General features: G+C 67.4%; 24 protein-coding genes. 14 read left to right on the plus strand and 10 right to left on the minus strand.

The genetic code is table 11. The annotated features are described in order from the left end of the window. The first annotated feature begins 7 nt into the window (after window positions 1-7). Window positions 8-1,426 carry a ribosome biogenesis GTPase Der gene (gene der / locus ACEVQ6_RS05705; protein WP_374887958.1) on the plus strand — a complete coding sequence of 473 codons (1,419 nt, stop codon included), beginning with the start codon at window positions 8-10 and terminating at the stop codon, window positions 1,424-1,426. Window positions 1,427-1,435: 9 nt separating this feature from the next. On the opposite strand, the gene ACEVQ6_RS05710 is transcribed toward der, so the two are convergent. From ACEVQ6_RS05710 to ACEVQ6_RS05720, 3 genes are all read right to left on the minus strand, one after another. Next, a complete protein-coding gene (locus tag ACEVQ6_RS05710; protein WP_374887959.1) occupies window positions 1,436-2,062 on the minus strand; it encodes a LysE family translocator in 627 nt (208 codons plus the stop codon). A 73-nt stretch (window positions 2,063-2,135) separates the two neighbouring features. Then, window positions 2,136-2,597, minus strand: coding sequence for a hypothetical protein (locus tag ACEVQ6_RS05715; protein WP_374887960.1), 462 nt, complete (start codon window positions 2,595-2,597; stop codon window positions 2,136-2,138). Continuing rightward, entirely contained in the window at window positions 2,594-3,526 is a 933-nt protein-coding gene (locus ACEVQ6_RS05720) for a sugar kinase (RefSeq protein ID WP_374887961.1), read from the minus strand. The genes ACEVQ6_RS05715 and ACEVQ6_RS05720 overlap by 4 nt, the downstream gene beginning before the upstream one ends. Window positions 3,527-3,684: 158 nt before the next feature. On the opposite strand from ACEVQ6_RS05720, the gene bglA reads away from it, so the two are divergent. Beyond that, window positions 3,685-5,340 carry a beta-galactosidase BglA gene (bglA, locus tag ACEVQ6_RS05725; RefSeq protein ID WP_374887962.1) on the plus strand — a complete coding sequence of 552 codons (1,656 nt, stop codon included), beginning with the start codon at window positions 3,685-3,687 and terminating at the stop codon, window positions 5,338-5,340. A 93-nt stretch (window positions 5,341-5,433) separates the two neighbouring features. Here the strand turns inward: bglA and ade are convergent, their stop codons facing one another. Beyond that, a complete protein-coding gene (ade, locus tag ACEVQ6_RS05730; protein ID WP_374887963.1) occupies window positions 5,434-7,131 on the minus strand; it encodes an adenine deaminase in 1,698 nt (565 codons plus the stop codon). 160 nt (window positions 7,132-7,291) lie between these two features. Between ade and ACEVQ6_RS05735 the strand changes: the two genes are divergently transcribed. From ACEVQ6_RS05735 to ACEVQ6_RS05755, 5 genes are read left to right on the plus strand one after another with little or no spacing between them, the layout of a single operon-like run. Further along, window positions 7,292-7,903 (plus strand): YdbT family protein, encoded by a 612-nt coding sequence (locus tag ACEVQ6_RS05735; RefSeq protein WP_374887964.1) that lies wholly within the window; start codon window positions 7,292-7,294, stop codon window positions 7,901-7,903. A 7-nt stretch (window positions 7,904-7,910) separates the two neighbouring features. Beyond that, window positions 7,911-8,312 (plus strand): thiol-disulfide oxidoreductase DCC family protein, encoded by a 402-nt coding sequence (locus ACEVQ6_RS05740; RefSeq protein WP_374887965.1) that lies wholly within the window; start codon window positions 7,911-7,913, stop codon window positions 8,310-8,312. 24 nt (window positions 8,313-8,336) lie between these two features. Further along, window positions 8,337-9,044: a DUF4166 domain-containing protein gene (locus ACEVQ6_RS05745; RefSeq protein WP_374888216.1), complete on the plus strand. Its 708-nt coding sequence runs from the start codon at window positions 8,337-8,339 to the stop codon at window positions 9,042-9,044. A gap of 34 nt (window positions 9,045-9,078) precedes the next feature. Next, a complete protein-coding gene (locus ACEVQ6_RS05750; RefSeq protein ID WP_374887966.1) occupies window positions 9,079-11,343 on the plus strand; it encodes a glycoside hydrolase family 9 protein in 2,265 nt (754 codons plus the stop codon). A gap of 9 nt (window positions 11,344-11,352) precedes the next feature. After that, entirely contained in the window at window positions 11,353-12,492 is a 1,140-nt protein-coding gene (locus tag ACEVQ6_RS05755; protein ID WP_374887967.1) for a Gfo/Idh/MocA family protein, read from the plus strand. Here the strand turns inward: ACEVQ6_RS05755 and ACEVQ6_RS05760 are convergent. From ACEVQ6_RS05760 to ACEVQ6_RS05785, 6 genes are all read right to left on the minus strand, one after another. Then, on the minus strand, window positions 12,487-13,557 hold the full coding sequence (locus tag ACEVQ6_RS05760; RefSeq protein ID WP_374887968.1) for a Gfo/Idh/MocA family protein: 1,071 nt from the start codon (window positions 13,555-13,557) through the stop codon (window positions 12,487-12,489). The two genes, ACEVQ6_RS05755 and ACEVQ6_RS05760, sit on opposite strands and share 6 nt — an antisense overlap. A gap of 330 nt (window positions 13,558-13,887) precedes the next feature. Beyond that, the gene (locus tag ACEVQ6_RS05765; RefSeq protein WP_374887969.1) at window positions 13,888-14,223 is read right to left on the minus strand and encodes an ArsR/SmtB family transcription factor; all 336 of its coding nucleotides are present in this window, start codon (window positions 14,221-14,223) and stop codon (window positions 13,888-13,890) included. Window positions 14,224-14,341: 118 nt separating this feature from the next. Then, the gene (locus ACEVQ6_RS05770) at window positions 14,342-15,097 is read right to left on the minus strand and encodes a HugZ family pyridoxamine 5'-phosphate oxidase (RefSeq protein ID WP_374887970.1); all 756 of its coding nucleotides are present in this window, start codon (window positions 15,095-15,097) and stop codon (window positions 14,342-14,344) included. A 4-nt stretch (window positions 15,098-15,101) separates the two neighbouring features. Then, window positions 15,102-16,148, minus strand: coding sequence for a choline ABC transporter ATP-binding protein (choV, locus tag ACEVQ6_RS05775; RefSeq protein WP_374887971.1), 1,047 nt, complete (start codon window positions 16,146-16,148; stop codon window positions 15,102-15,104). Further along, window positions 16,145-16,990, minus strand: a complete 846-nt coding sequence (gene choW / locus ACEVQ6_RS05780) for a choline ABC transporter permease subunit (RefSeq protein WP_374887972.1) — start codon at window positions 16,988-16,990, stop codon at window positions 16,145-16,147. Before choW ends, choV begins: the two co-directional genes overlap by 4 nt. Before the next feature lie 95 nt (window positions 16,991-17,085). Next, entirely contained in the window at window positions 17,086-18,045 is a 960-nt protein-coding gene (locus ACEVQ6_RS05785) for a choline ABC transporter substrate-binding protein (protein ID WP_374887973.1), read from the minus strand. A 233-nt stretch (window positions 18,046-18,278) separates the two neighbouring features. On the opposite strand from ACEVQ6_RS05785, the gene ACEVQ6_RS05790 reads away from it, so the two are divergent. The 7 genes from ACEVQ6_RS05790 (at window position 18,279) to ACEVQ6_RS05820 (ending at window position 26,087) form a co-directional block, all read left to right on the plus strand. Then, window positions 18,279-18,884: a thymidine kinase gene (locus tag ACEVQ6_RS05790; RefSeq protein WP_374887974.1), complete on the plus strand. Its 606-nt coding sequence runs from the start codon at window positions 18,279-18,281 to the stop codon at window positions 18,882-18,884. Further along, the gene (locus tag ACEVQ6_RS05795) at window positions 18,881-19,261 is read left to right on the plus strand and encodes a c-type cytochrome (RefSeq protein ID WP_374887975.1); all 381 of its coding nucleotides are present in this window, start codon (window positions 18,881-18,883) and stop codon (window positions 19,259-19,261) included. The genes ACEVQ6_RS05790 and ACEVQ6_RS05795 overlap by 4 nt, the downstream gene beginning before the upstream one ends. A 141-nt stretch (window positions 19,262-19,402) precedes the next feature. After that, window positions 19,403-20,491 carry a hypothetical protein gene (locus ACEVQ6_RS05800; protein WP_374887976.1) on the plus strand — a complete coding sequence of 363 codons (1,089 nt, stop codon included), beginning with the start codon at window positions 19,403-19,405 and terminating at the stop codon, window positions 20,489-20,491. 61 nt (window positions 20,492-20,552) lie between these two features. Next, window positions 20,553-21,695 (plus strand): hypothetical protein, encoded by a 1,143-nt coding sequence (locus ACEVQ6_RS05805; protein WP_374887977.1) that lies wholly within the window; start codon window positions 20,553-20,555, stop codon window positions 21,693-21,695. A gap of 4 nt (window positions 21,696-21,699) precedes the next feature. Next, window positions 21,700-23,610, plus strand: coding sequence for an AAA family ATPase (locus ACEVQ6_RS05810; RefSeq protein ID WP_374887978.1), 1,911 nt, complete (start codon window positions 21,700-21,702; stop codon window positions 23,608-23,610). 55 nt (window positions 23,611-23,665) lie between these two features. Next, the gene (locus ACEVQ6_RS05815; protein ID WP_374887979.1) at window positions 23,666-24,967 is read left to right on the plus strand and encodes a DUF6638 family protein; all 1,302 of its coding nucleotides are present in this window, start codon (window positions 23,666-23,668) and stop codon (window positions 24,965-24,967) included. Further along, window positions 24,960-26,087, plus strand: a complete 1,128-nt coding sequence (locus ACEVQ6_RS05820; RefSeq protein WP_374887980.1) for a DUF2333 family protein — start codon at window positions 24,960-24,962, stop codon at window positions 26,085-26,087. Before ACEVQ6_RS05815 ends, ACEVQ6_RS05820 begins: the two co-directional genes overlap by 8 nt. The last annotated feature ends 75 nt before the right edge of the window (window positions 26,088-26,162 follow it).

The raw sequence follows: 26,162 nt of genomic DNA on the forward strand, positions 1-26,162 counted from the left end.
TGACGCCATGAGCTTCACCGTCGCCATCGTCGGGCGCCCGAATGTCGGCAAGTCGACGCTCTTCAACCGGATGGTCGGCCGGAAGCTCGCGCTCGTCGACGACATGCCCGGCGTGACGCGCGACCGCCGGCCGGGCGAGGCGAAACTCGTCGACCTGCGCTTCACCATCATCGACACCGCCGGCCTCGAACAATCCGCACCCGACAGCCTGCAGGGCCGCATGTGGGCCCAGACGGAAGCCGCGATCGACGAGGCGGACCTGACCCTCTTCGTCGTCGATGCCAAGGGCGGGCTGACGCCGGCCGACGAGACGCTGGCCGAGCTCTTGCGCCGGCGCGGCAAGCCGGTCGTGCTCGTCGCCAACAAGTCGGAAGCGCGCGGTTCCGACGGCGGCTTCTACGACGCCTTCACCCTCGGCCTCGGCGATCCGGTGCCGATCTCGGCCGAGCACGGGCAGGGCATGCTCGACCTGCGTGACGCGATCGTCGCGGCGATCGGCAAGGAGCAGGCCTTTGCCGGCGACGACGACGACGTTGCCGAGACCGATGTCGACCTGCCGCGCTCCGCCGCGGAGGACGAGGAGGAGCCGGCCTATGACGAGACCAAGCCGCTGCGCGTCGCCATCATCGGCCGGCCGAATGCCGGCAAGTCGACGCTGATCAACCGTTTTCTCGGCGAGGACCGGCTGCTGACCGGGCCGGAGGCCGGCATCACCCGCGACTCGATCGCCGTCGAGTGGGACTGGCGCGGCCGGGCGATCAAGATGTTCGACACCGCCGGCATGCGCAAGAAGGCGCGGGTGCAGGAGAAGCTGGAAAAGCTCTCCGTCGCCGACAGCCTGCGCTCGATCCGCTTCGCCGAGACCGTCGTCATCGTCTTCGACGCGACCATCCCCTTCGAGAAGCAGGACCTGCAGCTGGTCGATCTCGTCATCCGCGAGGGGCGCGCCGCCGTGCTCGCCTTCAACAAGTGGGACCTGGTCGAGGATCCGCAGGCCTGGCTCGCGGGCCTGCGCGAGAAGACCGAGCGGCTTTTGCCGCAGGCGCGCGGCATCCGCGCCGTGCCGATCTCGGGTCAGACCGGCTACGGCCTCGACAAGCTGATGCAGTCGGTGATCGACACGGACCGGGTCTGGAACCGCCGCGTCTCCACCGCGCGCCTCAACCGCTGGCTCGACCAGCAGCAGGTGAGCCATCCGCCGCCGGCCGTCTCCGGGCGCCGGCTGAAGCTCAAATACATGACGCAGGTGAAGGCCCGCCCGCCGGGCTTCATGATCTCCTGCACCCGGCCGGATGCCGTGCCGGAAGCCTATATCCGCTACCTGATCAACGGGCTGCGCGCCGATTTCGACATGCCCGGCGTGCCGATCCGCATCCATCTGCGCGCCTCCGACAATCCGTTCGAGGGCCGCGCGCGGAAGCGATAGGCGCCTGCCTCACGTCCTGCGCAGGGCGAGATGGGCGCCAAGCCCGATGAGCAGGGTGCCGCCCGCCCGGCGGACAAGACGCAGCGCACCGGCGGAGCGCCGGAGCCGCGCCGTGAGCACCTCCGCCAGGAGGACGCCGACGCCATCGGCCAGGGTGAAGAGGGCGTTGACGATGGCGCCGAGCAGGGCGAACTGCAGCCACACCGGGAAGGCCGCCGCCGGATCGACGAACTGCGGCAGGAAGGCGAGGAAGAAGATCGCCGTCTTCGGATTGAGCACCTCGACGGCGATGCTTTCCAGGAAGGCCGCACGCGGCGACCGTGCCGCCGGCGCATCGCCCGCCTCCCATCCGCGCGCCCGGATGAGGCCGATGCCGAGCCAGACCAGGTAGAGCGCGCCGGCGAGCTTGAGAAGCGTATAGGCGAGCGGCACCGCCTGGAGCAGGAGCGTCAGTCCGGCGGCGGCGGCCAGGATATGGACATAGGCGCCGAGATGGATGCCGAGCACCGCCATCAGGCCGGCCCTGCGTCCGCCCGCCATGGTCCGCGCCGCCGCATAGAGCATGGCGGGGCCCGGGATGAAGGCGAAGGCCGCGGTCGTCGCGACAAAGGCGATGAGTGTGTCCAGTCCCGGCATGGTTCGCTTCCTTTCAAAATCGGCCAATCTTCTTTTCGTGCTGCGAGGCGGCCTGTCGGCGGTCTCGCGAGCGTCACGGCAGGTGCGACAGCATCGCCTCGCGCTCCACCGCGCTGTTGCACCAGACGACCGCGAAGCAGGAAACCCACCCCCTCCGCGTCATCGCGCCATGGCGATGGTTGCCGTCGCGGACGATGAGGCGACCTGTCTGCCATTCGACGATGAGCGGCGGCAGGCTCTCCACAACATCGAGGCTTTCGGCGATCGCATCGATCCGCGCGGCCCAGCCCGCAAGGGGCATGCGATAGGCCATCTCCGGCTCGGGGCCACAGCAGCGTTCGAGCCGCGCGAGCGGCATGGCGACGGGACCGGTCCAGAAAGGGCGATGCAGCAGCAGCCCGTCGCGAAGGCCGGGATTGGCCCACGGGCCGCCGTCGAGAGAGGCGATCACCCAGTCCTGAAGCCGGTCTGCCGCCGCACTTGCGGCGCAGCTTTCGAGGTCGAACGCCGTTCTTCCCGGCGGTGCGCCGGTCACGGAGCGGGTCTGTCGGGCAGACCGAGCCGGTCGCGGCCGACCAGCGCGCCGTGATGGCCGATGACCGCCGCCGCGAGCCTTGCGGCGAACGCAGCCGCTTCCGCGGGCGGCGCGCCCGTGACGAGGCGGGCGAGGAAGGCACCGTTGAAACTGTCGCCGGCGCTCGTCGTGTCGACGACGGTTTCGACGGGTTCGGCGGGGAGGAGCAGGGGGGCTGCGTCGCCGATCGCGAGCGTCACGCCCTTCGCGCCGTCCTTGACCACGACGTCGCGCACGCCGAGGCCCCGGTAGCGCGCGACCGTCGCCTCCACGTCGGCATCGCCGAAATGCGCCGCCTCGTCGTCGAAGCCGGGCAGGACGAGGGTCGCCGCCCGGGCGCCCTCCGTGATCGCCGCGCGCATGTGGGCCGGGTCATCCCAGAGCCGGGGGCGGATGTTCGGATCGAAGGCGACCGTCTTGCCCGCCGCCTTCGCGCGGCGCATTTCCGCCAGCAGCGTCTCGGCGGCGCCGGCGGCAAGGATCGCCAGCGTGATGCCGGTGAAGACGACGACGTCCGATGCCTCCACGGCACTCCTCAGCGCGTCGGCGTCGTCGGCGAGCAGCCTTGCCGCCGAGGCCGAGCGCCAGTAGGAGAAGCTGCGCTCGCCGTTCTTCAGGTGGATCATGTAGAGGCCGGGGGTGCGTCCCTCGATCCGGCGGATCCACTGCGTGCCGACGCCGGTCGAGCGGATGAAGGCGAGCATCTCGTCGGAGACGACATCGGTGCCGACGGCGGTGACATAGTCGACCTGCCAGTCGGACGGCAGGACCATGCGGGCATAATAGGCCGTGTTGAACGTGTCGCCGGCATAGCCCTTGCGCATGAGGTCGCCCTCCGCCTGCATCAGCTCCACCATGCATTCGCCGATCGAAAGCAGCCGTCCCGCCATCGGGCCTTCCTCCGTTGCCAGACCTGCGAAGCGGTGTAGGGTCGCGTCGAAGGACTGGCAAGGGCGAATGGCCGTTGCCACGCCGATTCGGGCGGTTTACGGATGTCGGACCGGCGGCAGAGCCGGGAAGGACAGGCAGCACAGCAAGGAGACACGCGATGGCCTCTCGATCCGGCCGGACCCCGTCCAACCCCGACTGGTGGCGCGGCGCTGTCGTCTACCAGGTCTATCCGCGTTCCTTCCAGGACACGACCGGCGACGGCATCGGCGACCTCAGGGGCGTGACCGAGCGCCTGCCCTATATCGCCGGCCTCGGCGTCGACGCGATCTGGCTGTCGCCCTTCTTCACCTCGCCGATGGCCGACATGGGCTACGACGTCTCCGACTATTGCGACGTCGACCCGATGTTCGGCACGCTTGCCGATTTCGACGCGATGATGAAGGAGGCGCACCGGCTCGGCCTGAAGGTTATCATCGACCAGGTGATCTCGCACACGTCCGACCAGCACCCGTGGTTCAAGGAGAGCCGCTCCGACCGCACCAATCCACGCGCCGACTGGTATGTCTGGGCCGATCCGAAGCCGGATGGCACGGCGCCGAACAACTGGCTGGCGATCTTCGGCGGCCCGGCCTGGGAATGGGACGGCGTGCGCAAGCAGTACTACATGCACAATTTCCTCGGCAGCCAGCCGGATCTGAACTTCCACAACAAGGCCGTGCAGGACGCGCTGCTCGAAACGGTGCGCTTCTGGCTCGACCGGGGCGTCGACGGTTTCCGCCTCGATACGGTCAACTACTATTTCCACGACAGGGAACTGCGCGACAATCCGCCGGCGGTGCGCGACGACGACGGTCCCGGCCTCGACGCGCCGGACGTCAACCCCTACGGCATGCAGCATCACCTCTACGACAAGACGCAGCCGGAAAATATCGGCTTCCTGCAGCGCTTCCGTGCCCTGCTCGACGAATATCCGGACCGCGCCTCGGTCGGCGAGGTCGGCGACGGGGCGCGCTCGCTGAAGACGGTCGCCGCCTATACCGGCGGCGGCGACAAGCTCAACATGTGCTACACGTTCGATCTCCTCGGGCCGGATTTCACCGCGACCCATATCCGGCACTGCGTCACCGCCTTCCACGAGGCCGTGACCGACGGCTGGGTGTGCTGGGCCTTCTCCAACCACGACGTCGTGCGCCATGTCAGCCGTTTCGCGGCGACGCAGGAGGAGCGCAGCCGCGTCGCGTCGCTGGCGATCTCGGTGCTTGCGACGCTGCGCGGTTCGATCTGCCTCTACCAGGGCGAGGAACTGGCGCTGCCGGAGGCCGAACTCGCCTTCGAGGACCTGCGCGATCCCTATGGCATCCGCTTCTGGCCGGCCTTCAAGGGGCGCGACGGATGTCGCACGCCGATGGTCTGGGAGAAGAAGGCCGCGAATGCCGGCTTCAGCAAGGGCAAGCCCTGGCTGCCCGTGCCGGAGGAGCACCGGGCGCTCGCCGTCGATGCGCAGGAGGGCGTGGAGGGATCCGTGCTCGCCCATTACCGGGAAACGCTCGCCTTCCGCAAACGCCACGCGCCGCTCGTCGACGGCGGCATGCGCTTCCTCGACACCAACGAGGACATCCTTGCCTTCACCCGCGAAAAGGACGGCGAAACGCTGGTCTTCGTCTTCAACCTGCGCCGCGGTCCGCAGAGCGTGCGTCTGCCGGAAGGCGTGAAAGTGGCGCAGGTGATCCCGATGCCGGGCTTCGCCCCCGCCTTCGACAAGGGCGAGATCGCGCTCGACGCGCTCGACGTCTTCTGCGCCCGGCTGGCATAGAGCCTGTCCCGCCGAGCGGGATCGCTTCCCCGTCGCACCCCCGATCAAAACGAGGGCGCGGGGCGCGAACCTGAAAGACCGCGATCGCCCCGGTCAGCCGATCAGCGCGAAGCGATCGACGTCAACCATGCCTTTGTCGGAGATCTTCAGGTGCGGGATCACCGGCAGCGGCAGGAAGGCGAGCTGGAGGAACGGCTCCTCCAGCGTCGCGCCGAGGGCGAAGGCCGCCTTGCGCAGATGATGCAGCGTGTCGCGCACGGTTTCGTAGGGCTCGAGGCTCATCAGGCCGGCGACCGGGAGCGCGATCTCGCCGGTCACCCTGCCGTCCTCGACGACGACGAAGCCCCCCTTGATCTCCGACAGGCGGTTGGCGGCCGTCGCCATGTCGTCCGCGTCGACGCCGACGACGCAGATATTGTGGCTGTCATGGCCGACCGTCGAGGCGATCGCGCCCTTCCTCAGCCCAAAACCCTGGACGAAGCCGTTGGCGTGGTTGCCGTTTCTTCCGTGGCGCTCGATGACGGCGACGCGGATGATGTCACGGCCCAGGTCGATGCCGGTCTCGTTGCCGGCCGCCGGCAGGCGGTAGCGCCGGTGCTCGGTGATGATCTTGCCGGGCGTGACGCCGATCACCGGCGTCTCGCCCTCGCCGGCCGGCACGGCGAAGTGCGAGGCCGCGACCGATGGCGCCCTGACGCTGTCGAGCCCGACCGGCGCCACGGTTTCGCGTGTCGCGAACAGCGCCTCGCAGACGCGGCGGCCGGCGGAGAAGACCATCGCGGCGCGGCAGTTCTCCAGGCTGTCGAGGACGACGATGTCGGCGCGCCAGCCGGGCGCGATCAGGCCGCGATCGAAGAGGCCGAAGGCGCGGGCGGCCGAGATCGAGGCGGCCCGATAGACCGCGATGGGTTCCACGCCGTTCTTGATCGCGGTGCGGATCATGTGGTCGAGATGGCCCTGCTCGGCGATGTCGAGCGGGTTGCGGTCGTCGGTGCAGAGCGCGAGGTAGGGCGAGAGGCGTTCGGTCAGGATCGGCATCAGCGCATGCAGGTCCTTCGACACGGAGCCTTCGCGCACGAGGATGTGCATGCCCTTGCGGATCTTCTCCAGCGCTTCTTCGGCGGTCGTGCATTCGTGATCGGTGCGGATGCCGGCGGCGAGATAGCCGTTGAGGTCGCGGCCGGACAGAAGCGGCGCGTGGCCGTCGATATGGGCGCCCTGGAAGGCGTCGAGCTTGGCGAGACAGACGGCATCCTTGTGGAGGACGCCGGGAAAATTCATGAATTCGGCAAGGCCGATCACCTTCGGGTGGTCGCGGAAAGGCAGGAGCTTTTCGATCGGCAGGTCGGCGCCGGAGGTTTCGAGATGGGTTGCGGGCACGCAGCTCGAAAGCTGCACCCGGATGTCCATGATCGTCCGCTCGGCCGAATCGAGGAAGTAGCGGATGCCGGCCTCGCCGAGCACGTTGGCGATCTCGTGCGGATCGCAGATCGCCGTCGTCACGCCGTAGGGCAGCACGCAGCGGTCGAACTCGTGCGGCGTGACCAGCGAGGATTCGATGTGGAGATGGGTGTCGATGAAGCCGGGGACAACGATCCGGCCGGAGATGTCGATCTCCTCGACGCCCTGATAGCCCTCGCAGGTGCCGACGATGCGGTCGCCGCAGACGGCGATGTCGCTTTCCACCAGTTCGCCGGTGACGAGATCGAAAAAGCGCCCGCCCTTCAGCACGAGGTCGGCCGGCTGCCGGCCCGTTCCCTGGTCGATCAGGCGTTCGAGGGGGTTCGTCATGCATCTCTCCGCGTCTTGGGTCGGCCGGAGATTAGCGTCTTCAGCGCATTCGGGAAATGCCGTTCAAAGAGAAGGAGCGACTGAGCCGCGATGGCTTGTCGGCGGGATATTTTTCCGCGATTCTGCTGATGCAGGAGTGTCAAATAGATCGAGCGCGGCCATGACATGGGATGTTGAGGATGCCATTGGAGCGGAGCTTGATGCCGGCGAAAGCCTGCGATGGGCCGGTCGCCCGGGCGCAAGAGAGACCGCATCCGAACATGCCGTCTCCATAGGCGCTGGATTGCTCTTTGCCTGCATAAACATGGCGCAGGTCTTTCCCCTGCCCGAGAGATTCTCCGGAGAATTTCGGCAGATACTGTCGCTGATCCTTCCCCTCGTCTTCAGCGCACTCGGCATTGCGGCGACGGGGAACGCGGTGGTGGAGATCTTGCGCGCGAAACGTACGGCCTATGCTGTGACGGACCGCCGCGTACTGATCGTCTCGGACTTTCTCGGGCACCGGAGCATGACGGTCGCGCCGTCCGCAATCAACTCCGTCGAGATGAAGGAAGACGGGAGGGGCGGCGGATCGGTTGCTTTCCGGAAGGACACGATCGATACCGGCGAGGGCACGCGGACAACGACGCTGAAATTCATCGGTGTCCGGGACGTCGGCACCGCCGCCCGGGAGATCCGGAGGCTGATGACGGAATGCCCCCCCGTCATCCTCCACGGAGGCGTGAGCCAGCCCGGGCGCAGGATTGATCGCCGGCCCGTCTCCACCCTATAACCCGGCCATGGCCGACACCCGCCCCATCGTCGTCTTCGATGCAGAATGCGTGCTGTGCTCGGCCAATGCGCCGTTCGTGCTTGCGCGGGATCATGCGCGCCGTTTCCGCCTTGCCTCGATGCAAGGGGAGGCGGGGGCGGCGCTCTATCGCCGCTTCGGCATCGATCCCGCCGATCCCGACACGCTGATCGTCGTCGAGGGCGACCGGGCGCGGCGCGACAGCGACGCCGTGCTGTCGATCTATGCAGGGCTCGGCTGGCCCTGGAAGGCGCTCGCCCTGCTGAGGCTGGTGCCGCGCGTCGTTCGCGATCCGCTCTATCGCCTGATCGCGCGCGACCGCTACCGCCTCTTCGGACGGCGCGAGACCTGCTGGATGCCGCCCTCCGACGCCGCCGACCGCATCCTGTAAAGCGTGTCCTCCTCCTCGGCGGTTATGGCGACTTCGGCGCGCGTCCTGTCGGCGGAAAACTCTCCCTTCCGGCCTTCGAGCCGCCTTTCGCCGGGCTTTCGATCGGCACGGGGCGCGCGGATCGGGCGGGTCCGCCCGCCGCTCTGCCGCCGTGTGACCTTTGCGACTTTCGACCGGCTGCCGCCCGCCGTCCGGGAGACCCACGGTATCGCCTGCGACGGCGGTGCCGCCGGCAGGACGCGCGTGCGGCGCGGCCGCGGTCTCCTGTCCCGGATGATCGCGGCGATCATGGCGTTTCCGCCGGAGGGCGAACATGCGCTGCATGTCACCTTCGAGGAAAGCGACCGCGTCGAATGCTGGACCCGCGATTTCGGCGGACACAGGTTTAGCAGCACGCTGCCTCATAAATCGCGCCGGCTGGCTGAGCGGTTCGGGCCCTTGCGCTTTTCCTTCGATCTCCTCCGCGATCCGTCCGGCCTTTCCGTGGCGATGCGCGGCCGGTCGGCGCTCGGGCTGCCTCTGCCCCTGCCGCTCGCCCCGCTCGGCGCCGGAATGGCAGGAGGGCGGGTTCTTCCGCTTCGATATGCCGCTCGCCTTGCCGTTCGTCGGGCTCGTGCTGCATTCCGGGGGCGAATTGCGCCGTCTTCGACCCGATGGCCTGCGCCGACGGCCGGAGATCCCGCCGAAGACGTCCACCGTCTTTCCCGAAGTTTAACCTCTTTGGCGCCTTAATGCCGCGACTTTCGCCGAACCCGGGTGGCAGGACATGACGCGCTTCTCGATACGCATGCTCGGCGCCGCGCTGGCCTGCGGGCTGGCCCTTGCCGCCGGCGGGGCGTCGGCGGAGATGATCGGCGAGCGCGCCTATGCGGCCGGCGCCGAAGGCTTCTGGGCGAGCGGTGGCGTGACGCTGACCCGCAAGGATGGCGAGATCTGCGCCAATGTGCCGGCGGGCGGACAGGCCTGGGACCGGCTGGCCGGCATCAACGACCTCCGCCTGACGCCCGGCACGGCCTATCGCCTGAGGCTGACGCTGACCTCGAAATGGGAGGCGCAGCTTCCCGTCCTCGTGCAGCAGCAGGACGCGCCCTACACCGCGCAGGCGCATTTCCGCGCGGCGACCGGCCCGGACGGCGTCGTGCTCGACCGCCGCTTCGCCGCCACCGACGCCGCGCCGGCGCAGGTGCTCCTCCATCTGGGCGGCGCGCTCTCACCTTGGACCTTCTGCCTGAGCGGGGTATCGATGACCGAGGACCCGACGGCGCCTTCCACCGCCGCGACCGGTGCCGGCGCCATCCGCGTCAACCAGGCCGGCTATTTCACGGACGGGCCGAAACGGGCGACAATCCTTTCGGAATCGGAAGCGCCGTTGGAATTCACCCTGGTAGACGGCACGGGCCGGGCGGTCGGGCGCGGCGCGACCGAGCCGATGGGGCACGATCCGTCCGTCGATGCCGGCACGCATGTGGCCGATTTCACCCCGTTCCGCACCGAGGGCGAGGGCTATCGCATCGTGCTTGGCAAGGAAGCGAGCCTGCCCTTTGCGATCGGCGGCGACACCTATGCGCGGCTGCGCGTCGACGCGCTCTCCTGGTTCTATCCGCAGCGCAGCGGCATCGAGATCCGCGGCGACATCGCCGGCGAGGCCTATGCCCGGCCCGCCGGCCATGTCGGCGTCGCGCCGAACCGGGGCGACACCGACGTGACCTGCCTCAAGGGCGCGGCGGCGCGCACGCTCTTCGGCTCGCAGCGCGGCTGCTCCTACAGTCTCGACGTCTCCGGCGGCTGGTACGACGCCGGCGACCAGGGCAAATATGTCGTCAATGGCGGCATTTCGGTCGCGCAGCTGATGGCCGCCTTCGAGCGCGGCCTCGTTTACGGTGGCGCAAGCTCTCCCGTCCTCAGCGACGGCCTGTCGCGCATTCCCGAGGCCGGCAACGGCATTCCCGACATTCTCGACGAGGCGCGCTGGGAACTCGACTTTCTCATGAGGATGATGGTGCCGGACGGTCAGCCGCTCGCCGGCATGGTGCATCACAAGGTCCATGACAGCCGCTGGACCGGCACGCCGATGCTTCCCCATCTCGATCCGGAGGAGCGCGTGCTGCATCGCCCCTCGACGGCGGCGACGCTGAACCTCGCCGCCGCCGCGGCGCAGGGCGCCCGGCTCTTCGCGCCCTATGACCGCGCCTATGCCCGGACCCTTCTCGCCGCCGCCGAACGCGCCTTCCGCGCGGCGGAGGAGAACCCGATCCTCCAGGCGCCGGTCTCCGACGGGCTGCAGGGTGGCGGCGATTACAATGACGACGACATCAGCGACGAGACCTACTGGGCGGCGGCGGAGCTTTTCATCACCACCGGCGACACGCGCTATCTCGCCGCCGCGAAGAACACTCGCCACTGGGCCGGCCCGGTCTTCTCGCCGATCGGCGCCTTCGACTGGCGCAGCGTCGCGGGCCTTGCCCGCATCGAGCTGGCGCTCTTTGCCAAGCAGCTTGCCGGCGAGGACGCGGAGCTCGTGCGCGGCTCGGTCATTTCCGCCGCGCGCACCTTCCTGTCGCTGCAGGACGCCGAACCCTTCGGCCACATCTACCGCCCGGCCGGCGGCCGCTACGACTGGGGATCGAACCAGCTGATCCTGCAGAACATGGTCGTCGTCGCGGCCGCCTACGACCTGACCGGCGAGAAACCGTTTCTCGACGGCGTGCGCCAGAGCATGGACTACCTGCTCGGCCGCAACCTGATGAACCTCTCCTACATCACTGGCTACGGTACGACCTGGTCGAAGAACCAGCACAGCCGATGGTATGCGAACCAGGTCGATCCGAGCCTGCCGCATCCACCGAACGGGTCGCTCGCCGGCGGGCCGAACTCCACCCTCGTCGACGACGTCGCCCGGGCGAAGCTCCAGGGCTGCGTGCCGCAGGCCTGCTATGTCGACGACATCATGGCCTGGGGCTCGAACGAGATCACCATCAACTGGAACGCGCCACTGGTCTACATCGCCTCGTTCCTCGCCGACACGCGCTGAGGCGGCAGAATGACAACCGGCATCGCCTTCATCGGAACCGGCTTCGTCGCCGACTATTACATGACCACGCTCGCCAACCATCCCGGCCTGGCGCTTGCCGGTGTGTTCGATCGCGATCCGGCGCGGTTGCGGCAGTTCTGCGGCCACTGGAAGGCGAAGGCCTATCCGGACGTCGCGGCGCTGCTTGCCGATCCGGCGGTGGCGATCGTCGTCAACCTGACGACGCCGGAGAGCCACTACCCAGTCAACCGCGCGGCACTGACCGCGGGCAAGCATGTCTACTGCGAGAAGCCGCTGGCGATGGAGGTCGCGGAGGCTGCGGAACTCGTCGCGCTCGCCGCCGCGCGCGGGCTCGTGCTCGCCTCGGCGCCCGCCAATGCCCTCAGCGACGCCCACGCCCATTGCGCGGCGCTCCTCGCGTCGGGCGTGATCGGCACGCCGCGCCTCGCCTATGCGGAAATGGAGGACGGGCCCGTCTTCCGCGACAACTGGCGGTCGTGGAAAAGCCGCTCGGGCGCGCCATGGCCCGGCGTCCACGAATTCGAGATCGGCTGCACGCTGGAACATGCGGGCTATGCGACGGGCTGGCTCGTCTCGCTCTTCGGCCCCGTGGACCATGTCGCGGCGTTCTCGGCGCTGACCTTTCCGGACAAGGGGCCGGGAACCGAGGGGCTGAGGCTCGCGCCCGATTTTTCCACCGGCTGCCTCAGCTTTCGCTCCGGCCTGACGGCGCGGCTCACCTGCGGCCTCGCCGCGCCGCGCGATCGCTCGCTGACCATCGTCGGCGACGGCGGCGTGCTCGTCGTGCGCGACCTCTGGGACAACCGTTCGGCGATCCATGTCGAGCGCTGGGGCACGAGGAAGCCGCTTCTCCACCGGGTGTTCGAGCGGCTCCAGCGCAGCCTCGGCCGGACGTTTCCGCTGCGACTGACGGCCGGCCGGGCCGTGCCCTATCCGGAAAAGGCGCGGCCGATCGCGCTGCCCGCCTATCCCTCGCGGATCGATTTCGTCCGCGGCATCGCGGCCCAGGCGGAGGCGATCGCCGCCGGCCGGGCGCCGGTCTTTTCCGGCACGATGGCGCTGCACCTGACCGATATCGTTCTGGCGCTGAACGCCGGCCTCGCCGACCACCGGCCGACATCCCTATGAGGGCGGCAGGGCGCGGATCGCCTCGATGATCTCCAGAGCCTCGATGCTGCGGGCGAGCGGCATCCGCGGATGCTCCGTCCTGCCGGCCCGGATCGCGGCACTCGCGGCGGCGATCTCGAACTGGAGGCCCGCGCCGGCAAAGCCGTAGTCACTGATCGTGACGCCCGGAAGCGGCAGGCGGCGGGCGACCCTTGCCAGGAGCGATGCGCCGCGTCCCGGGCCCGGCGCGAGCAGGCCTTCGCCGCGTCCGCCCTCCAGCCGGATCAGGCGGGCGGCCTTGAGGAAGGGGGCGTCGACGACCAGCGTCGCGCGCTCGCCCCGGATCACGTAGCGGTTGGCGCCGTCGCGGCGGAAGCCGCAGGCAAGCTCGGCGGCAAATCCGCCATAGCCGAGCCGGAAGCGCGCCTCGTCGTCGACGCCGGTCGGGGCAGCATGCCACGCGCCCGTCACCGTCTCGGGCGTGCCGAACAGGCTCAGCGTCAGCGCGATCGGGTAGATGCCCATGTCGAGCGCCGATCCGCCGCCGAGCGACGGCGCGAAGAAGCGGCTCGCCGCGTCGAAGGGTTTGGCATAGGCAAGCTCGGCCGAGACCGAGACGATGCGCCCGAGCGTTCCGTCTTCAAGCGCAGCCCGCAGCGCGTCGATCGCCGGCAGGAACAGCGTCCAGAGCCCCTCCATGGCGAAACGACCGGTGTCCGCTGCCACGGCCACGAGCGCGCGCGCCTCGGAGACGGAAACGGCGAGCGGCTTTTCCACCAGCACATGCTTGCCGGCCCGCATCAGCGCGCTCGCCTGCGCCAGATGGGCGCTGTTGGGCGAGGCGATATAGACCGCATCGATTGCCGGATCGGCGGCAAGGGCGGCGAGGTCGCCATGGGCCCTGATGTCGCCGAAGGATGCGCCGAAGGCCCGCGCCGCCTCGGGGCTGCGGGACCCGACCGCGACGAGGTGCGCCCCTTGCGCATGCGCGATGTCGCATGCGAACGAATGGGCGATCGCGCCGGTCGCGCTGATGGCCCAGCGGATCGGTGCGTCGTAAGTCGTGTTGAAAGCGTCAGCGGTCATGACCCATCCTGCCCGCGCAAATCTCAACGGGCGGTAAATCCGCGTGCGCGGCGCAAGCCTGGCGCAACCATGACGTCGCATTGTCTGCCTGTGCCGAGCGGATGATGGATCACGGGGCAATCGCCATCAAAAGATCGGCCTCATGCACAAGTCCGGCGACAAGCCGTCCATTGAGAGCCTCGCGCGTGACCGCCACGCGCGGGGCCTCTTCGTTTTTTAGGCCCGCGATCCCGGCGCGCGCGGTTCCCGAAATGCGACAGCGCCGCCTGCACGTCCCCTTAGGGCGCGTGCCGGACGGCGCTGTGGTCTCGCCCGATAGGATGTCTGCGGTCAGGCGCTGCGGCGCTGCGGCTTCACGTCGGCGGCCTTCTCGCCGTAGATATCGCGAAGCGTCTCGAGGATCTTGATCACGGCATCCGACGAGCTCGAATAATAGATCGTCTGGGCATCGCGCCGCGTCTTGACCAGGTTCTGGGCCCGCAGCTTCGACAGGTGCTGCGACAGCGCCGACTGGCTGAGGCCGACCTCGTTTGCCAGAGTGCCGACGGCCATTTCCCGGTTCACGAGTTCGTTAAGGATCAGCAGGCGCTTCGGATTGGCCATGGCCGAGAGGAAACCGGCGGCGACCTCGGCCTTGTGATGGGTCTTGGGAGAGATGGTCTGCATCGAGAACTCCTAAGGCAAATTGCATCAAGCTTTGTTGTATTTGATCAATTTGAATAATTAGGTGTGATGCATAAAAGGGCAACCGCTGACTGCGAGAAATGGGGGTTCCCGGGGACAGTTAACCGTAAAGTTTCTTGAGGGCCCCCCTTAATTCGGATGCGTCCGTTAACGGTGCATCGTATTCGAGGCGCTTCAGCGCGTCGCCGCGGGCGAGATCGAGGCCGGCGGCATCGAGCCCGACGAGGGCCCAGCCTCCGGATTCAGCGCCGCAATGGGTCCGCGCATAGAAATCGACCGCATCGGCATGGTCGCTGTTCATGTGGTCGACCGCGCGTGATTCGCGTTCGGCGAGGGCCTCGATCGCCGGCGAGACAATCGCGAGGTCCTCGCCCGCCAGCAGATAGGCCTTGCCGAAGCCGCCGTTGAGGCTCGCCCTCAACGGCTTCAGGCGGAAGAAGGAAAAGTCGGGAAAGTCGATGTAGAGTTGCGATTTCGGATGGCGGCGCAGGAAACGCGCGCGGATGCGCGAATGCGCCGCGCTGTCCCGGACGACCTCCTCCGCGTCGCACTGGACGGTGAGGCGGGGATGGGCGAGCGGATCGCCCTTGCCCGGCTCCCCGACCAGCAGCGAGGCACGCCTGTCCGCCCTCAGCGCCCGCGTGTGCAGGGAGAGGGCGGAGACGAGGATCACCGGCGCGCCGTCGACGTCGATGCCGAGAAGAACGCGGCTGACGGACGGAAAGCCGCCGCTTTCCGGCTCGACCACGGCGATCGCGCCGCTTCGCGCGGACCGGACGAGGTTCCGTGCCAGCCGCAGCGCCTCGGCGTCCGTCGGCCGGATGACGGACGGCCGGTCGGTTTCCGTTTCGCTCATCGGATCAGGCCTTGTTGCGGTGGCGGGTCAGGCCCTCGACCACGTTCTGGGCGCTGATCGTCCCGACCACCTGTCCGTTGTCGACGACGCCGATCGCGCCCGGCTGGCGGGACATGGCGTCGAGGATGTCGACGAGCGGCGTCTGCGGCCTGGCGGTCCCGGTGACGCCGCCGGCCTCGGCGCGGCTGACGCCCGGCCGCATGACGTCCTGCGCCGTCAGCATGTTGATCGGGTTCAGGTTCTGCACGAAGTCGGCGACATACTGGTTGGCCGGGTTCTTGACGATCTCCTGCGGCGTGCCACACTGGATGATGCGCCCGCCTTCCATGATGGCGATGCGGTTGCCGATGCGGAAGGCTTCGTCGAGGTCGTGGCTGACGAAGAGGATGGTCTTCTTCAGCCGCCGCTGGAATTCGAGCAACTCGTCCTGAAGGCGGGTGCGGATCAGCGGGTCGAGGGCAGAGAACGGTTCGTCCATCAGCAGGATCGGCGCGCCGGTGGCAAAGGCGCGGGCAAGGCCGACGCGCTGCTGCATGCCGCCGGACAGCTCGTTGACCTTGCGGTTCGCCCATTTCGTCAGGTTGACCAGGTCGAGCTGCTCGCCGACGCGGGCCTTCAGCTCCTTTTCCGGGACGCCCGCCAGTTCGAGGCCGAAGCCGACATTCTCGGCGACCGTGCGCCAGGGCAGGAGTGCGAACTGCTGGAACACCATCGACACCGCATGCATGCGGAAATCGCGCAGCGCCTTCGGCGTCGCGCGATAAGGATTGACGGGCCCGGTCGGGCTCGCCACCTGCACCTCGCCGCGCACGACCGGCGCCAGCCCGTTGACGGCGCGAAGCAGCGTCGACTTGCCGGAGCCCGAAAGCCCCATCAGCACGAGGATCTCGCCCTCGTGGATCGCCAGGCTCGCATCCGCCACGCCGAGCACGAGGCCGGTCGCCGCGCCGATCTCGTCACGGCTCTTGCCTTGATCCACCAGCGCGAGCGCGGCCTGCGGATTGTTGCCGAAGATGATGTCGACATTCCTGAAGATGACCGCCTCGCTCATGCGCCTTCTCCCTCGTCGGAGGACCGGAACAGCCGGTCGAGAATGATGGCGAGGATGACGATGCAGAGACCCGCCTCGAATCCCTTGGCGACGTTGACGGTGTTGAGCGCGCGCAGCACCGGCACACCGAGGCCGCTGGCGCCGACCAGCGCGGCGATGACCACCATCGACAGCGACAGCATGATCGTCTGGGTCAGTCCCGCCATGATCTGCGGCATGGCGAAGGGAAGCTCGACCTTCTTCAGCACCTGCATCGGCGTCGCGCCGAAGGATTCGGCCGCCTCCACCAGCGCCGGCGGCGTCGAGATGATGCCGAGGCGGGTGAGGCGGATCGGCGCGGGAATGGCGAAGATCACCGTGGCGATCAGGCCCGGCACCATGCCGAGGCCGAAGAGGATCAGCGCCGGGATCAGGTAGACGAAGGTGGGGATGGTCTGCATCAGGTCGAGCACGGGGCGCATGAAGGCGTAGACCCAGGCGCGGCGGGCGGCGGCGATGCCGAGCGGGATGCCGATGGCCATCGAGACGGCACTGGCGGCGAGCACCAGCGCCAGCGTCTCGGTCGTCTCCTTCCAGTAGCCCTGGTTGATGATCAGCAGCAGCCCGAGACAGGTGAAGAGCGTGACACCGACCGAGCGGCGCAGCCACCAGGAGAGCACCGTGACGATGGCGACGACGACGAGGGCCGGCGGCGTCTGCAGGATGAACAGGAGGGCGGAGACGACGCCGGCGAGGACCCCGGAGAGCCAGTCGAAGAACAGGCTGAAATTGGTCGTCAGCATGTCGACGAAGGCCTTTGCGGCCCAGCCGATCGGAACACGGTTTGCGGTGAGGAAATCCACGGAGATCGACCCCTAGCGGAGGACAGTCGGAAAGGCGGCGGACGCGGACGAAAAAGGCGGGGTCATGCCCCGCCTCGCTCGTTCAGGCGCCGGGATCAGAGCCCGAGCGCGGTCTTGACCGCCGCCAGTCCGTCGCCGCCGTCCTTCGTCGTCACGCCGGCAAGCCAGGGCTCGATCGCCTTCGGGTTCGCCTTGATCCAGGCGAGTGCCGCCGCGCCCGGATCCTCGCCGTCGTTGAGGATCTTGCCCATGATCTCGTTTTCCATCGGCAGGTCGAACTTCAAATTGGTGACGAACTTGCCGATGTTCGGGCATTCCTTGACGTAGCCGGCGCGGGTGTTGGTGTAGACGGTCGCGCCGCCGTAGTTCGGGCCGAAGGTGCTGTCGCCGCCGGTGAGGTAGGTGATGTCGAAGGCCGAGTTCATCGGGTGCGGCGCCCAGCCGAGGAAGACGACAGGCTCGCCGGCCTTGTCGGCGCGGGCGACCTGGGCGAGCATGCCCTGCTCGGAGCTTTCGACGACCTCGAGGCCGCCCATGCCCATCTCGTTCTTCTCGATCAGCGTCATGACGAGGCGGTTGCCGTCATTGCCGGGCTCGATGCCGTAGATCTTGCCGCCGAGCGCGTCCTTGTGCTTGCCGATGTCGGAGAAATCCTTGATGCCGAGTTCGGCGCCCTTGGCGTTGGTGGCGAGCGTGTACTTCGCCCCTTCCAGGTTGACGCCGGTCGATTCGACCGTGCCCTCGTCGAGATAGGGCTTCACGTCCTTCTCCTGCGCCGGCATCCAGTTGCCGAGGAAGACGTCGATGTCCTTGTTCTTCAGCGACTGGTAGGTGACCGGAACCGAGAGAACCTTGATGTCCGGCGTGTAGCCGAGCGCCTCGACGATCTTGGCGGCGGTCGCCGTTGTCGCGGTGATGTCGGTCCAGCCGACGTCGGAGAAGCGGACGGTGGAGCAGCTTTCCGGATCGGCCGCCCGTGCCGTGCCGGCGGCGAGCGCGAGAAGCGAAACGGTCGCTGCGATGAGGGTGATCGACGAAGCGGGTCTGATGGACATTGCGGTAGTTCCCTTCTCTTTGTGGTTCCAGCCAATCATCAATCGTCGGCCAGTTCAAGCGTCTTCCCGCCCGGCAGTCTATTGGCAGTTCGGCACGAGGCGGTTCCGCAATGCGACGTCAACTGTCGCATCGAAGGCGTCCGCCGCCATTTCCTGTGATTTTCGCGCCGCGGCCACTGGCGGCGTCGGGCGCGGCGCGGCATGTAGCGGGAAGCGTCCCCGAAGAGAATGCGATGGCCAAGCTCTATTTCCACTATTCGGCGATGAACGCCGGCAAGTCGACGATCCTGCTGCAGGCGGCGTACAATTACGAGGAGCGCGGGATGCGCACCGTCATCCTCGTGCCGGCGCTCTCCGACCGCACCGGAACGGGCAGGGTCGCCTCGCGCATCGGCCTTTCCGCCGATGCCGTCCCCTTCGATGCCGGGGTCGACCTCCTCGCGCTCGTCGCGGCGATGACCCGCGAGGCGCCCGTCGCCTGCGTCTTCGTCGACGAGGCGCATTTCATGAGCGAGGCCCAGGTCTGGCAGCTCGCCCGCATCGCCGACCGGCTGGAGATCCCGGTGCTTGCCTACGGGCTTCGCACCGATTTCCGCGGCGAGGTGTTTCCGCCCTCCGTCCTTCTGCTCGGCATCGCCGACGAATTGCGCGAGGTGCGCACCATCTGCCACTGCGGACGCAAGGCGACGATGGTGGTGCGGCTCGGGCCTGACGGAAAGGTCTTGCACAAGGGCGCCCAGCTCGAGGTCGGCGGCAACGAAAAATATGTCTCATTGTGCCGGAGGCACTGGGACGATATGATGAACGGGCCTTCCTCAGCCGGGGACGCCGTCCGATGAAGCCTGCTCTTTTCCTGCTTCCGCTTGTCACCCTCTGTTTTCCCGCGCCGGCGGGTGCTGCCGGCGACAGCGCGAAGGGCGCGGCCGTGTTCCGCACGTGCGGCGCCTGCCATACGGCGACGGAGCCGGTCAATCGGGTCGGGCCGAGCCTCCAGGGGATTTTCGGCCGGCCGGTCGGAAGCGTCGAAGGCTACCGCTATTCCGATGCCATGACCGCCTTTGGCGCCGGCAAGGTCTGGGACGAGGCGCTGCTGTCGCAATATCTTCTGGCGCCGCGCCTCACCGTGCCGGGAACGAAGATGGCCTTTGCCGGCCTGAAGAAGCCCGGCGACATCGCCGACCTCATCGCCTATCTCGTTGAGGCAGGCAGGCCGTAGCCGACCCGTCCGTCGGCCACTTTCGCACCACCCCGACCGATTTTCGCCCGCCGGCGTCTTGTCGTCGTCTCCTCTTCGCCTTTTATATGCGCAAAGGCAGGCGTTCCGCCGCGACGGCGGAACCAGGCGAGGAGAGACGGCATGGCGACGCTGCAGAATTTCGAATCGGAGATCGCGAAGACCCGGGCCGTCGTCACCGACATGCGGGCGAAGCTCGACCAGTCGACCGCCGTGCTCGACCGTTTCGCCAAGTCCGACACCAAGCTCGGCGACGTCAATTTCGACATCGAGAATGCCCGCATCTCGGACGTGCTGCAGCAGCAGAAGGTGATGGAGGGCAACATCGCTGACCTCATCATCGGGCTCGAGGACGCGACGAACGTGTTCGGATCCGAATTCGAAAGCATGAAGAGCTATACCGGCTACGAGAAATTCGTCGGCATCTTCTCCAAGCAGAAGGCGCAGCGGATGCGCACCGACCGGGTGCGCAACATGTCGCTCGCCGGCAACCTGCAGGAACTTCTGGCGAAGTCGGACACGATCGTCGGCATCCTCAAGGAGCAGAAGACGATCCTGGAGCAGCGCTACAAGACCTCCGAGACAAGCCTGATGCAGGTGATCGAGCGGCGCAAGGGCACCATCGCGGCGCTCGAGCAGACGCAGAAGCGCATCGAGGAACTGAACCCCGCCCTTCTCGACATCGAGAACCGCATCTCCGCCTCCACCGACCAGATCACCCGCACCCAGCTCGAGGGCGAGCGCTCGGTGCTCGCGACCGAATACAACGAGAAGCAGGCCAAGGAGCAGGAGCTGCTCGCCGAGAGCCAGACGCTCGAACGCTACACCTCGATGTTCCAGACCTTCGTCGATTCGCTGAACAACCAGATCGCGGCGCAGAACACGCTCATCAACAAGCTCAGCATCGACACCGAGCAGCGCATCGTCCTCTACAAGGCGCTGGAGGACTCGCTGAAGACGGCGGCGCAGCAGGAAGTGGCGCACCGGATCAACACGCTCGGCACCCAAGTCGACACGGCGGCGGAGGAGACGATGGCCGGCATCGGTGCCGCCGCCCAGCGCCATATCGGCGACCTCCTCGAGATGCACGAGAAGAACATGCTGTCGACGCAGGACATCCAGCGCCGCAAGAAGCTCGCCGACGACGCCTTTGCCCGCCGCTTCAAAGACGTGATGGACAAGCACAACAGCGGCAACTACGTCCAGCAGTAAGCGCGATGTGCATCCGCAACACAGCGGTGTCCGTCCGGACGCGCCTTTCGGGACGAAGGCCATGAACGCCGCTTCGGAAGGCCCGGTCGGGCAGTACTTCGCCTCGATCCGGGCGGCGCTCGCCGGGTTCGAGACCTATCTCGGCGAAAACAGTCCGGCGGGCGGGCAGGGGGCGGGAGCGGCGCTGATGCCCTATGTCGCGCGGCTGAAGGCGTCGTTCGCCTGCTGGGAAAACCGCATCGGCTTCATCGACCAGTTCCGCATTTCCCGGGCCGAAAGCGGCTTTCCCGTGTTCCAGAACGTGCTGGAACTGGAGAACGACCGGCAGACGGCCGAGGCAAGGCTCGCCGCCATGCCGGAGGCCGACCGGCTGCGCGCCGACATGGTCGATTTCATCCTGCGCCAGCGCGCTTTTCCGGATGCCGTGCAGGCGCGCATCGCCGAGCGCCTCTATCTGGAACAGATCGTCAAGGGCGAGATCTTCTCGCCCTTCGTGCTGCCGGAGACCGTGCGCGTCAGCGTCGGCAGGGAGACGCGCCGGCCGGCCTACGGCGTCTCCTGGGGCGCCTTCGACGGTGCCGGCACCCTGCCGCTGATCTATCTCGCCACGATCGAGGATTCCTCGGAGACGATCGTCGAGATGCTGGTGACACCGGAGGGAACGCTCAATCCGGATGTGGAGATCCCGCTGCCGGTCGGCGGTCTTCTGAATCCGGCGCTCGCCACCCGCTTCGATGATTTCGCCGCGAAGAACAGCGCCTATTCGCTGAGCCCGGTGACGATCGCCACCAGTCTCGACCGCGATTTCGAGACGCTGCATCCGAAGCTTCTGCGCCGCGTCGTGCTCGGCCCGTTCTACTGCGCCGGGATCACCGAGAACAACGAGAAGATCAACGGCATCCTCTCCCGCGTGCGCAAGCCGAACGAGGCCTGGCTGTTCACCTGGACGGTCCAAGACGTGTTCTCGAAGGCCGAGCAGCCCGCCCGGCGCGGCTTCTTCTCCTCGACGCCGGCGTCACAGCAATTCCATATCGACACCGACAATCTCGAGGCGGCGCGCATGGGCGTCAGCCAGTTCGAGAAGCATGCGCTGGTGCCGCACGAAGCCTACCAGGCGCTCTATGCGAGCGGCGAGGCGGCGGCGATCTTCGGCGACTACAAGGTGCATGTCATCTCCGGCAACCAGGTGGTGAGCGAGGTATGAGGCGATGACGCTCGACGCGGGACTGACGAGGCTTGGCGAGGACGAGATCGCGCGCCATCTTCCGGCGGCGCAGGCGCTCGTGACGCGCTTCCCGCTGATCGAGGCCGATGATGCCGGCCCGTCGACGGCGATCGCCGGCACCGGCCGGCGCTTTGTCTCGACCGTGTCGACCGCCGGTTCCCGGCGTACGCGCGACGTCGAGCTGGCGCGGACGATCCAGGCCGTCCGCCCGGACGATCCGCTCCTGTCGCCGGGCCAGCACGCGCTGCTCTATCGCGCGCGGCGCGGACTGCAGGTGGCGCTCGCCGTCGGCGACGTCTTCGCCCGCCAGACCGATCTGGAATCCCTGCGCGCCCGCAATGCCGCAGCGCCCCTTGCCGGCGAGGATGCCGGCCGCTTCAAGGCGTTGCTCTCGGCCTCCGCCTTCGTCGCCGCCTTCGCCTTTGCCGCCTACCTGACGCAGACGCTGCCGGCGGACGCGGAGCCGGTCGAGGACGGCAGCGAGCCCGCCTTCGCCTTCGAGACGCCGCAGGATGCGTTGAAGGCGATTGTGGCCGCGCTCGATCGGACGATCGCCGGCGCCCCCGACGAGGCGACGCTGATCGCGCGTGCGCGCGCCTTAGCCCGTGTCGCGATCGAGGGGCTGGTGGCGCGCAAGGCGCGCTTCCCCACGCTCGGCCCTTTCGAAAACGTCCATATCCGCATCGATCAGGACGATGTCACCCTGGACGGCTTCGACACGGCGCCCGCCGCGAAGCGCAAGCCACTGGTGATGAGCTTCAAGAAGCCGGAGGAGATCATCGGCAACCACATCGCCAAGTATCAGGCGCTGAAGCTCGCCAAGATGCTGATGGCCTATGATGTCGAGCGGCAGATGAACCCTTTCGTCGAGCTCGGCGGCTTCCTCTTCACCTTCATCGGCGACGGCAAGCCTGGAACCGGCAAGACGATCCTTATCCAGATGCTGGCCGGCCTTCTCAACGACTACTGCCAGGTCGCCGGCTACGCCTTCCACTACGAGAATTTCGGCGTCGACCAGATCTCCTCCTACCAGGGCAAATCGGGACAGAACTGCAAGCATTTCGTCGACAACGTGCTCAATCCGCGCGCGATCGGCTTCGGCACGATCGACGATGTCGACCAGGTGGCGGCCAAGCGCTCCGACGACCGGGCGTCGGCCGGCCAGCACGAGGTGACGGCGGTGCTGATGGAAAGCTTCGCCGGCGCTTCGACGGTGGTGCGCGGCAACTGCACCTTCGGCATGTTCTCCAACCATCCGGAAAATGTCGACGACGCGCTGCGCCAGCGCGCCGGCGCCCGCTGGCTGGTCGACGGGCCGCAGACAGAGTCCGACTATATCGACATTTTCGCCCTTCTCGTCGGCAAGAACCATTCGATCCCGCTTGGCGATCACCGGCTGTTCGAGGGGCAGGAGATAAAAAAGGCGGTGTCGCAATCCTATGCCGGCCACCAGCGGCCGCAGGAAGACGGGCTCGTCACGGTGTGGGAACGCTTCGAGAAGGAGCGCGGGAAGATCGCGACGCTCGCCGATGTCGGCGCCTATCTCCACCGGATCAAGGAGGCCGAGCCCCGCTTCACCGGCCGGGCGGTCAAGAACATCACCGATGCGATCAAGATGCGAGCGATGGACGTGGAGCTGCCCGACGAGTGGTTCGCCACCGCCGGCGCCTTCATGCACAGGCCCTACGACGAGAAGAAGGCGATGATCGCGGAGCTGCGCGGCCCCGTCACCCTCGACATGGTGCTGCAGGAGATCAACCGCTACGCCGACAGCGAATTCCGCTACACCGACACCTCCGACGATGCAGCGGTTGGGGAACTCATCCGCCGCGAGCGCCAGCGCGAGAAGGCGCTGCGGGAGATCGAGGCGATGAAGGCGGGGGGACGCTGGTGAAACGACGGGGTTTCTGGGCTGGATCGGCAGCCGACGACATGCGACGGCTGAACGGATGAAGCGCCTCCTCGAAGCCGAACTGATCTATGGCCGCCTGCTGGAGATCTCCGAGCCACATCTCGTCGCGCGCTACAACAAGGCGCTGGCCGGCTTCGGACTGCGGCCGACGGCGCTGGAGCGCTTCTCCATCGACATGACCGGGTTCTCGCCGGAGATCGCCGAGGAGATCGGCGACCGCGACTATCTCGACCCAAACCGCGTCAACCGCCGTTTCATCATCCTCGCCCCGGCGCAGGTCGAACTGCCGGTGGTCCATACCAGCTTTTCCAACACCGCCCAGCTGATGCACGAGTTCTTTTCCGCCAACAGCAGGGCGATCAACGCGGTCACCATCCGCGATGCGCTCTACGGCGAGATCGAGGATTCCGTCTCGACGGTGGAGAGCATCGAGGATCTTCTGTCGATCAACGAGGTGCGCTTCAACGTGCTTTCGGCCGAGGACATGCTCGGCAAGGCGGCGGAACTGCGGGCGCTTGCCGACCGGGTGATGACGGTGCCGAGCGCCTGGGCCGACGATCAGCTCCTCAACCGCATGGTCGAGCTCGCCAAGGTCACCGGCGACATCCGCCAGAACGCGCTGGTGCCCGACAAGCTGATCTTCCGCCACGACGCCTATTGGGCCAATCATTTCGGCGGTGTCTTCGTCTTCGTCGATGCGCGCGGCACGACGGTGATCTCGGACCCGAAGGCGCCGGGGTTCCGCCGGTCACGGCCCTGGCAGGTCGCCTATATCGGCATCGACGACCATCGCCGCATCTTCGATTTCCTCGCCTCGACCGGGCGGCTCGAGCTTCCGGGCGCCGCCTGGACGGAAGCCTCGGGACTGCTGAGGCACCGTGCCGGCATGATCCTCGCCCATCTGGCGATGACCGCCGACCCGGACGGCGCGCCGCGCCTGTCGGATCCGATCTGGGTGCAGACCTGGCTGCACCGCAATGCCGCCCTCGTCGCGCGCGACGGGCGCTATCCGCTGCTGCAGGAGGCGATGCGCGTTCTCGGCGCGACCGGCAGCCTGAAGATCGAGGATGTTTCTCCGCGCGAGCGCTTCCTGATGGTGCGCGCGAAACCCGGCCATCCCGACCAGTGGCTGACCAACCGCCTGATCGCCGCCCTCGTGCCCGAGGATTTCGTTTCCCGCTTCATCTTCGACAAGCAGGGATTCTACGACAGCTACAATCACTACGGTGAAATATTCCGCGACTACGTTGTGGGCCTGCTTCAGGACGCCTATCTCACCGACAAGGCCGGCTATCGCCGCCGGCTCTACGGCATCAAAGAGGAGCCAGACTATGCTTGATCCGGTCGTCGCCTTTTTCCAGCGGGTCTTTTCCGCGATCGGGCGGGGCGTCGGGCTCGTGGTCGCGGCACTCCTGTGGCCGTTCACCGCCTTTTCGCAGTGGTACGGCGCGCGCCGCTGGATCATCAAGGGGCCGGTCGGCCTCGCCATCCTTCTGCTTGTCGGCCTTTACGGCTATTTCATCTGGCAGACGCAGGTCTGGACGAACTTCAATCCCGACTACATCGACCGCTACCAGCTTGCCGAGCGCAAGAACGACGCCGGCCTGCCGGTGAAGGCGGCGGCCGGCGAGACGGCGCCGGCCAACCGCTGCGAGCGTTCGGCGATCGTGGACGTCACGGCCGACCTCATCGATTTCGAGGTGAACCAGAATGCCTGGATCTCCTCGATGATCCTCTACAAGCTCGGCCTCTTCGGCATCGACTGGGACCATACGCCCTTTCTCGACAACAAGGCGTCGTTCCAGCGCGGCGTCAACGAGGCGGTGCGCCGTACCACGGTCGAACTCGTCGATTCGCTGGTGCGCATGCGCGGCACCTCCGGCATCAACACCCGGCTGCAGAGCGCGCGCAGCAAGATGCAGTATGACGAGACCAACTGGTATTTCGGCCTCTCGCCCTTCGGGCCGCTGACGCCGACGCCGAGCCAGTACCGCTCCGCCATGGCGGACCTGCGCGCCTTCAACGACGAGCTCGTCGGCTGCGCCGTCGTCTTCGACGCGCGCGCCGACAACTTCCTCGAATTCATGGACCGGGTGTCCAGCTCGATCGGTAGCACCTCGGCGATGCTGCGCGAGCGTTCGGAAAACTACAATGGCGGCTGGTTCGACACGCGCGCCGACGACCGCTTCTGGTTCGCCTACGGCCAGCTCTATGCCTATTACGGCATCCTGTCGGCGACGGGTGCCGATTTCGACGGCGTCATCAACCAGCGCGGTCTGGCGCCGATCTGGAACGAGAGCATCAAGCAGCTGCGCGCCGCGCTGCGCATCCAGCCCCTGATCATCTCCAACGGCCGCGAGGATGGCTGGATCATGCCGACCCATCTCGCGACGATGGGCTTCTACATCCTGCGCGTCCGCTCCAATCTCGTGGAGATGCGCGACATCCTGGCGCGGTGACCGTCGGGATCCTGCTGATTTTTGTCGCGAATGATCCAGGGAAGGGCCGAATCCGGGTAGCCCCTCCGGCAAAAC

It is taken from the genome of Ensifer soli, from assembly GCF_041928815.1.
Taxonomy (GTDB): Bacteria; Pseudomonadota; Alphaproteobacteria; order Rhizobiales; family Rhizobiaceae; genus JBHFEI01.

Excerpts from the sequence above, each read along its gene's own strand:
- ade (WP_374887963.1), bottom strand. The coding sequence starts at position 7,131 with ATGACGAACCCCCTCGAACGCCTGATCGACCAGGGAACGGGCCGGCAG.
- ACEVQ6_RS05735 (WP_374887964.1), top strand. The coding sequence starts at position 7,292 with ATGACATGGGATGTTGAGGATGCCATTGGAGCGGAGCTTGATGCCGGC.
- ACEVQ6_RS05740 (WP_374887965.1), top strand. The coding sequence starts at position 7,911 with ATGGCCGACACCCGCCCCATCGTCGTCTTCGATGCAGAATGCGTGCTG.
- ACEVQ6_RS05795 (WP_374887975.1), top strand. The coding sequence starts at position 18,881 with ATGAAGCCTGCTCTTTTCCTGCTTCCGCTTGTCACCCTCTGTTTTCCC.
- ACEVQ6_RS05770 (WP_374887970.1), bottom strand. The coding sequence starts at position 15,097 with ATGAGCGAAACGGAAACCGACCGGCCGTCCGTCATCCGGCCGACGGAC.
- ACEVQ6_RS05755 (WP_374887967.1), top strand. The coding sequence starts at position 11,353 with ATGACAACCGGCATCGCCTTCATCGGAACCGGCTTCGTCGCCGACTAT.
- choV (WP_374887971.1), bottom strand. The coding sequence starts at position 16,148 with ATGAGCGAGGCGGTCATCTTCAGGAATGTCGACATCATCTTCGGCAAC.
- ACEVQ6_RS05710 (WP_374887959.1), bottom strand. The coding sequence starts at position 2,062 with ATGCCGGGACTGGACACACTCATCGCCTTTGTCGCGACGACCGCGGCC.
- ACEVQ6_RS05815 (WP_374887979.1), top strand. The coding sequence starts at position 23,666 with ATGAAGCGCCTCCTCGAAGCCGAACTGATCTATGGCCGCCTGCTGGAG.
- ACEVQ6_RS05745 (WP_374888216.1), top strand. The coding sequence starts at position 8,337 with ATGGCGACTTCGGCGCGCGTCCTGTCGGCGGAAAACTCTCCCTTCCGG.
- ACEVQ6_RS05805 (WP_374887977.1), top strand. The coding sequence starts at position 20,553 with ATGAACGCCGCTTCGGAAGGCCCGGTCGGGCAGTACTTCGCCTCGATC.
- ACEVQ6_RS05790 (WP_374887974.1), top strand. The coding sequence starts at position 18,279 with ATGGCCAAGCTCTATTTCCACTATTCGGCGATGAACGCCGGCAAGTCG.
- ACEVQ6_RS05720 (WP_374887961.1), bottom strand. The coding sequence starts at position 3,526 with ATGGCGGGACGGCTGCTTTCGATCGGCGAATGCATGGTGGAGCTGATG.
- bglA (WP_374887962.1), top strand. The coding sequence starts at position 3,685 with ATGGCCTCTCGATCCGGCCGGACCCCGTCCAACCCCGACTGGTGGCGC.
- ACEVQ6_RS05785 (WP_374887973.1), bottom strand. The coding sequence starts at position 18,045 with ATGTCCATCAGACCCGCTTCGTCGATCACCCTCATCGCAGCGACCGTT.
- ACEVQ6_RS05820 (WP_374887980.1), top strand. The coding sequence starts at position 24,960 with ATGCTTGATCCGGTCGTCGCCTTTTTCCAGCGGGTCTTTTCCGCGATC.
- ACEVQ6_RS05750 (WP_374887966.1), top strand. The coding sequence starts at position 9,079 with ATGACGCGCTTCTCGATACGCATGCTCGGCGCCGCGCTGGCCTGCGGG.
- ACEVQ6_RS05765 (WP_374887969.1), bottom strand. The coding sequence starts at position 14,223 with ATGCAGACCATCTCTCCCAAGACCCATCACAAGGCCGAGGTCGCCGCC.
- ACEVQ6_RS05800 (WP_374887976.1), top strand. The coding sequence starts at position 19,403 with ATGGCGACGCTGCAGAATTTCGAATCGGAGATCGCGAAGACCCGGGCC.
- der (WP_374887958.1), top strand. The coding sequence starts at position 8 with ATGAGCTTCACCGTCGCCATCGTCGGGCGCCCGAATGTCGGCAAGTCG.
- ACEVQ6_RS05760 (WP_374887968.1), bottom strand. The coding sequence starts at position 13,557 with ATGACCGCTGACGCTTTCAACACGACTTACGACGCACCGATCCGCTGG.
- ACEVQ6_RS05810 (WP_374887978.1), top strand. The coding sequence starts at position 21,700 with ATGACGCTCGACGCGGGACTGACGAGGCTTGGCGAGGACGAGATCGCG.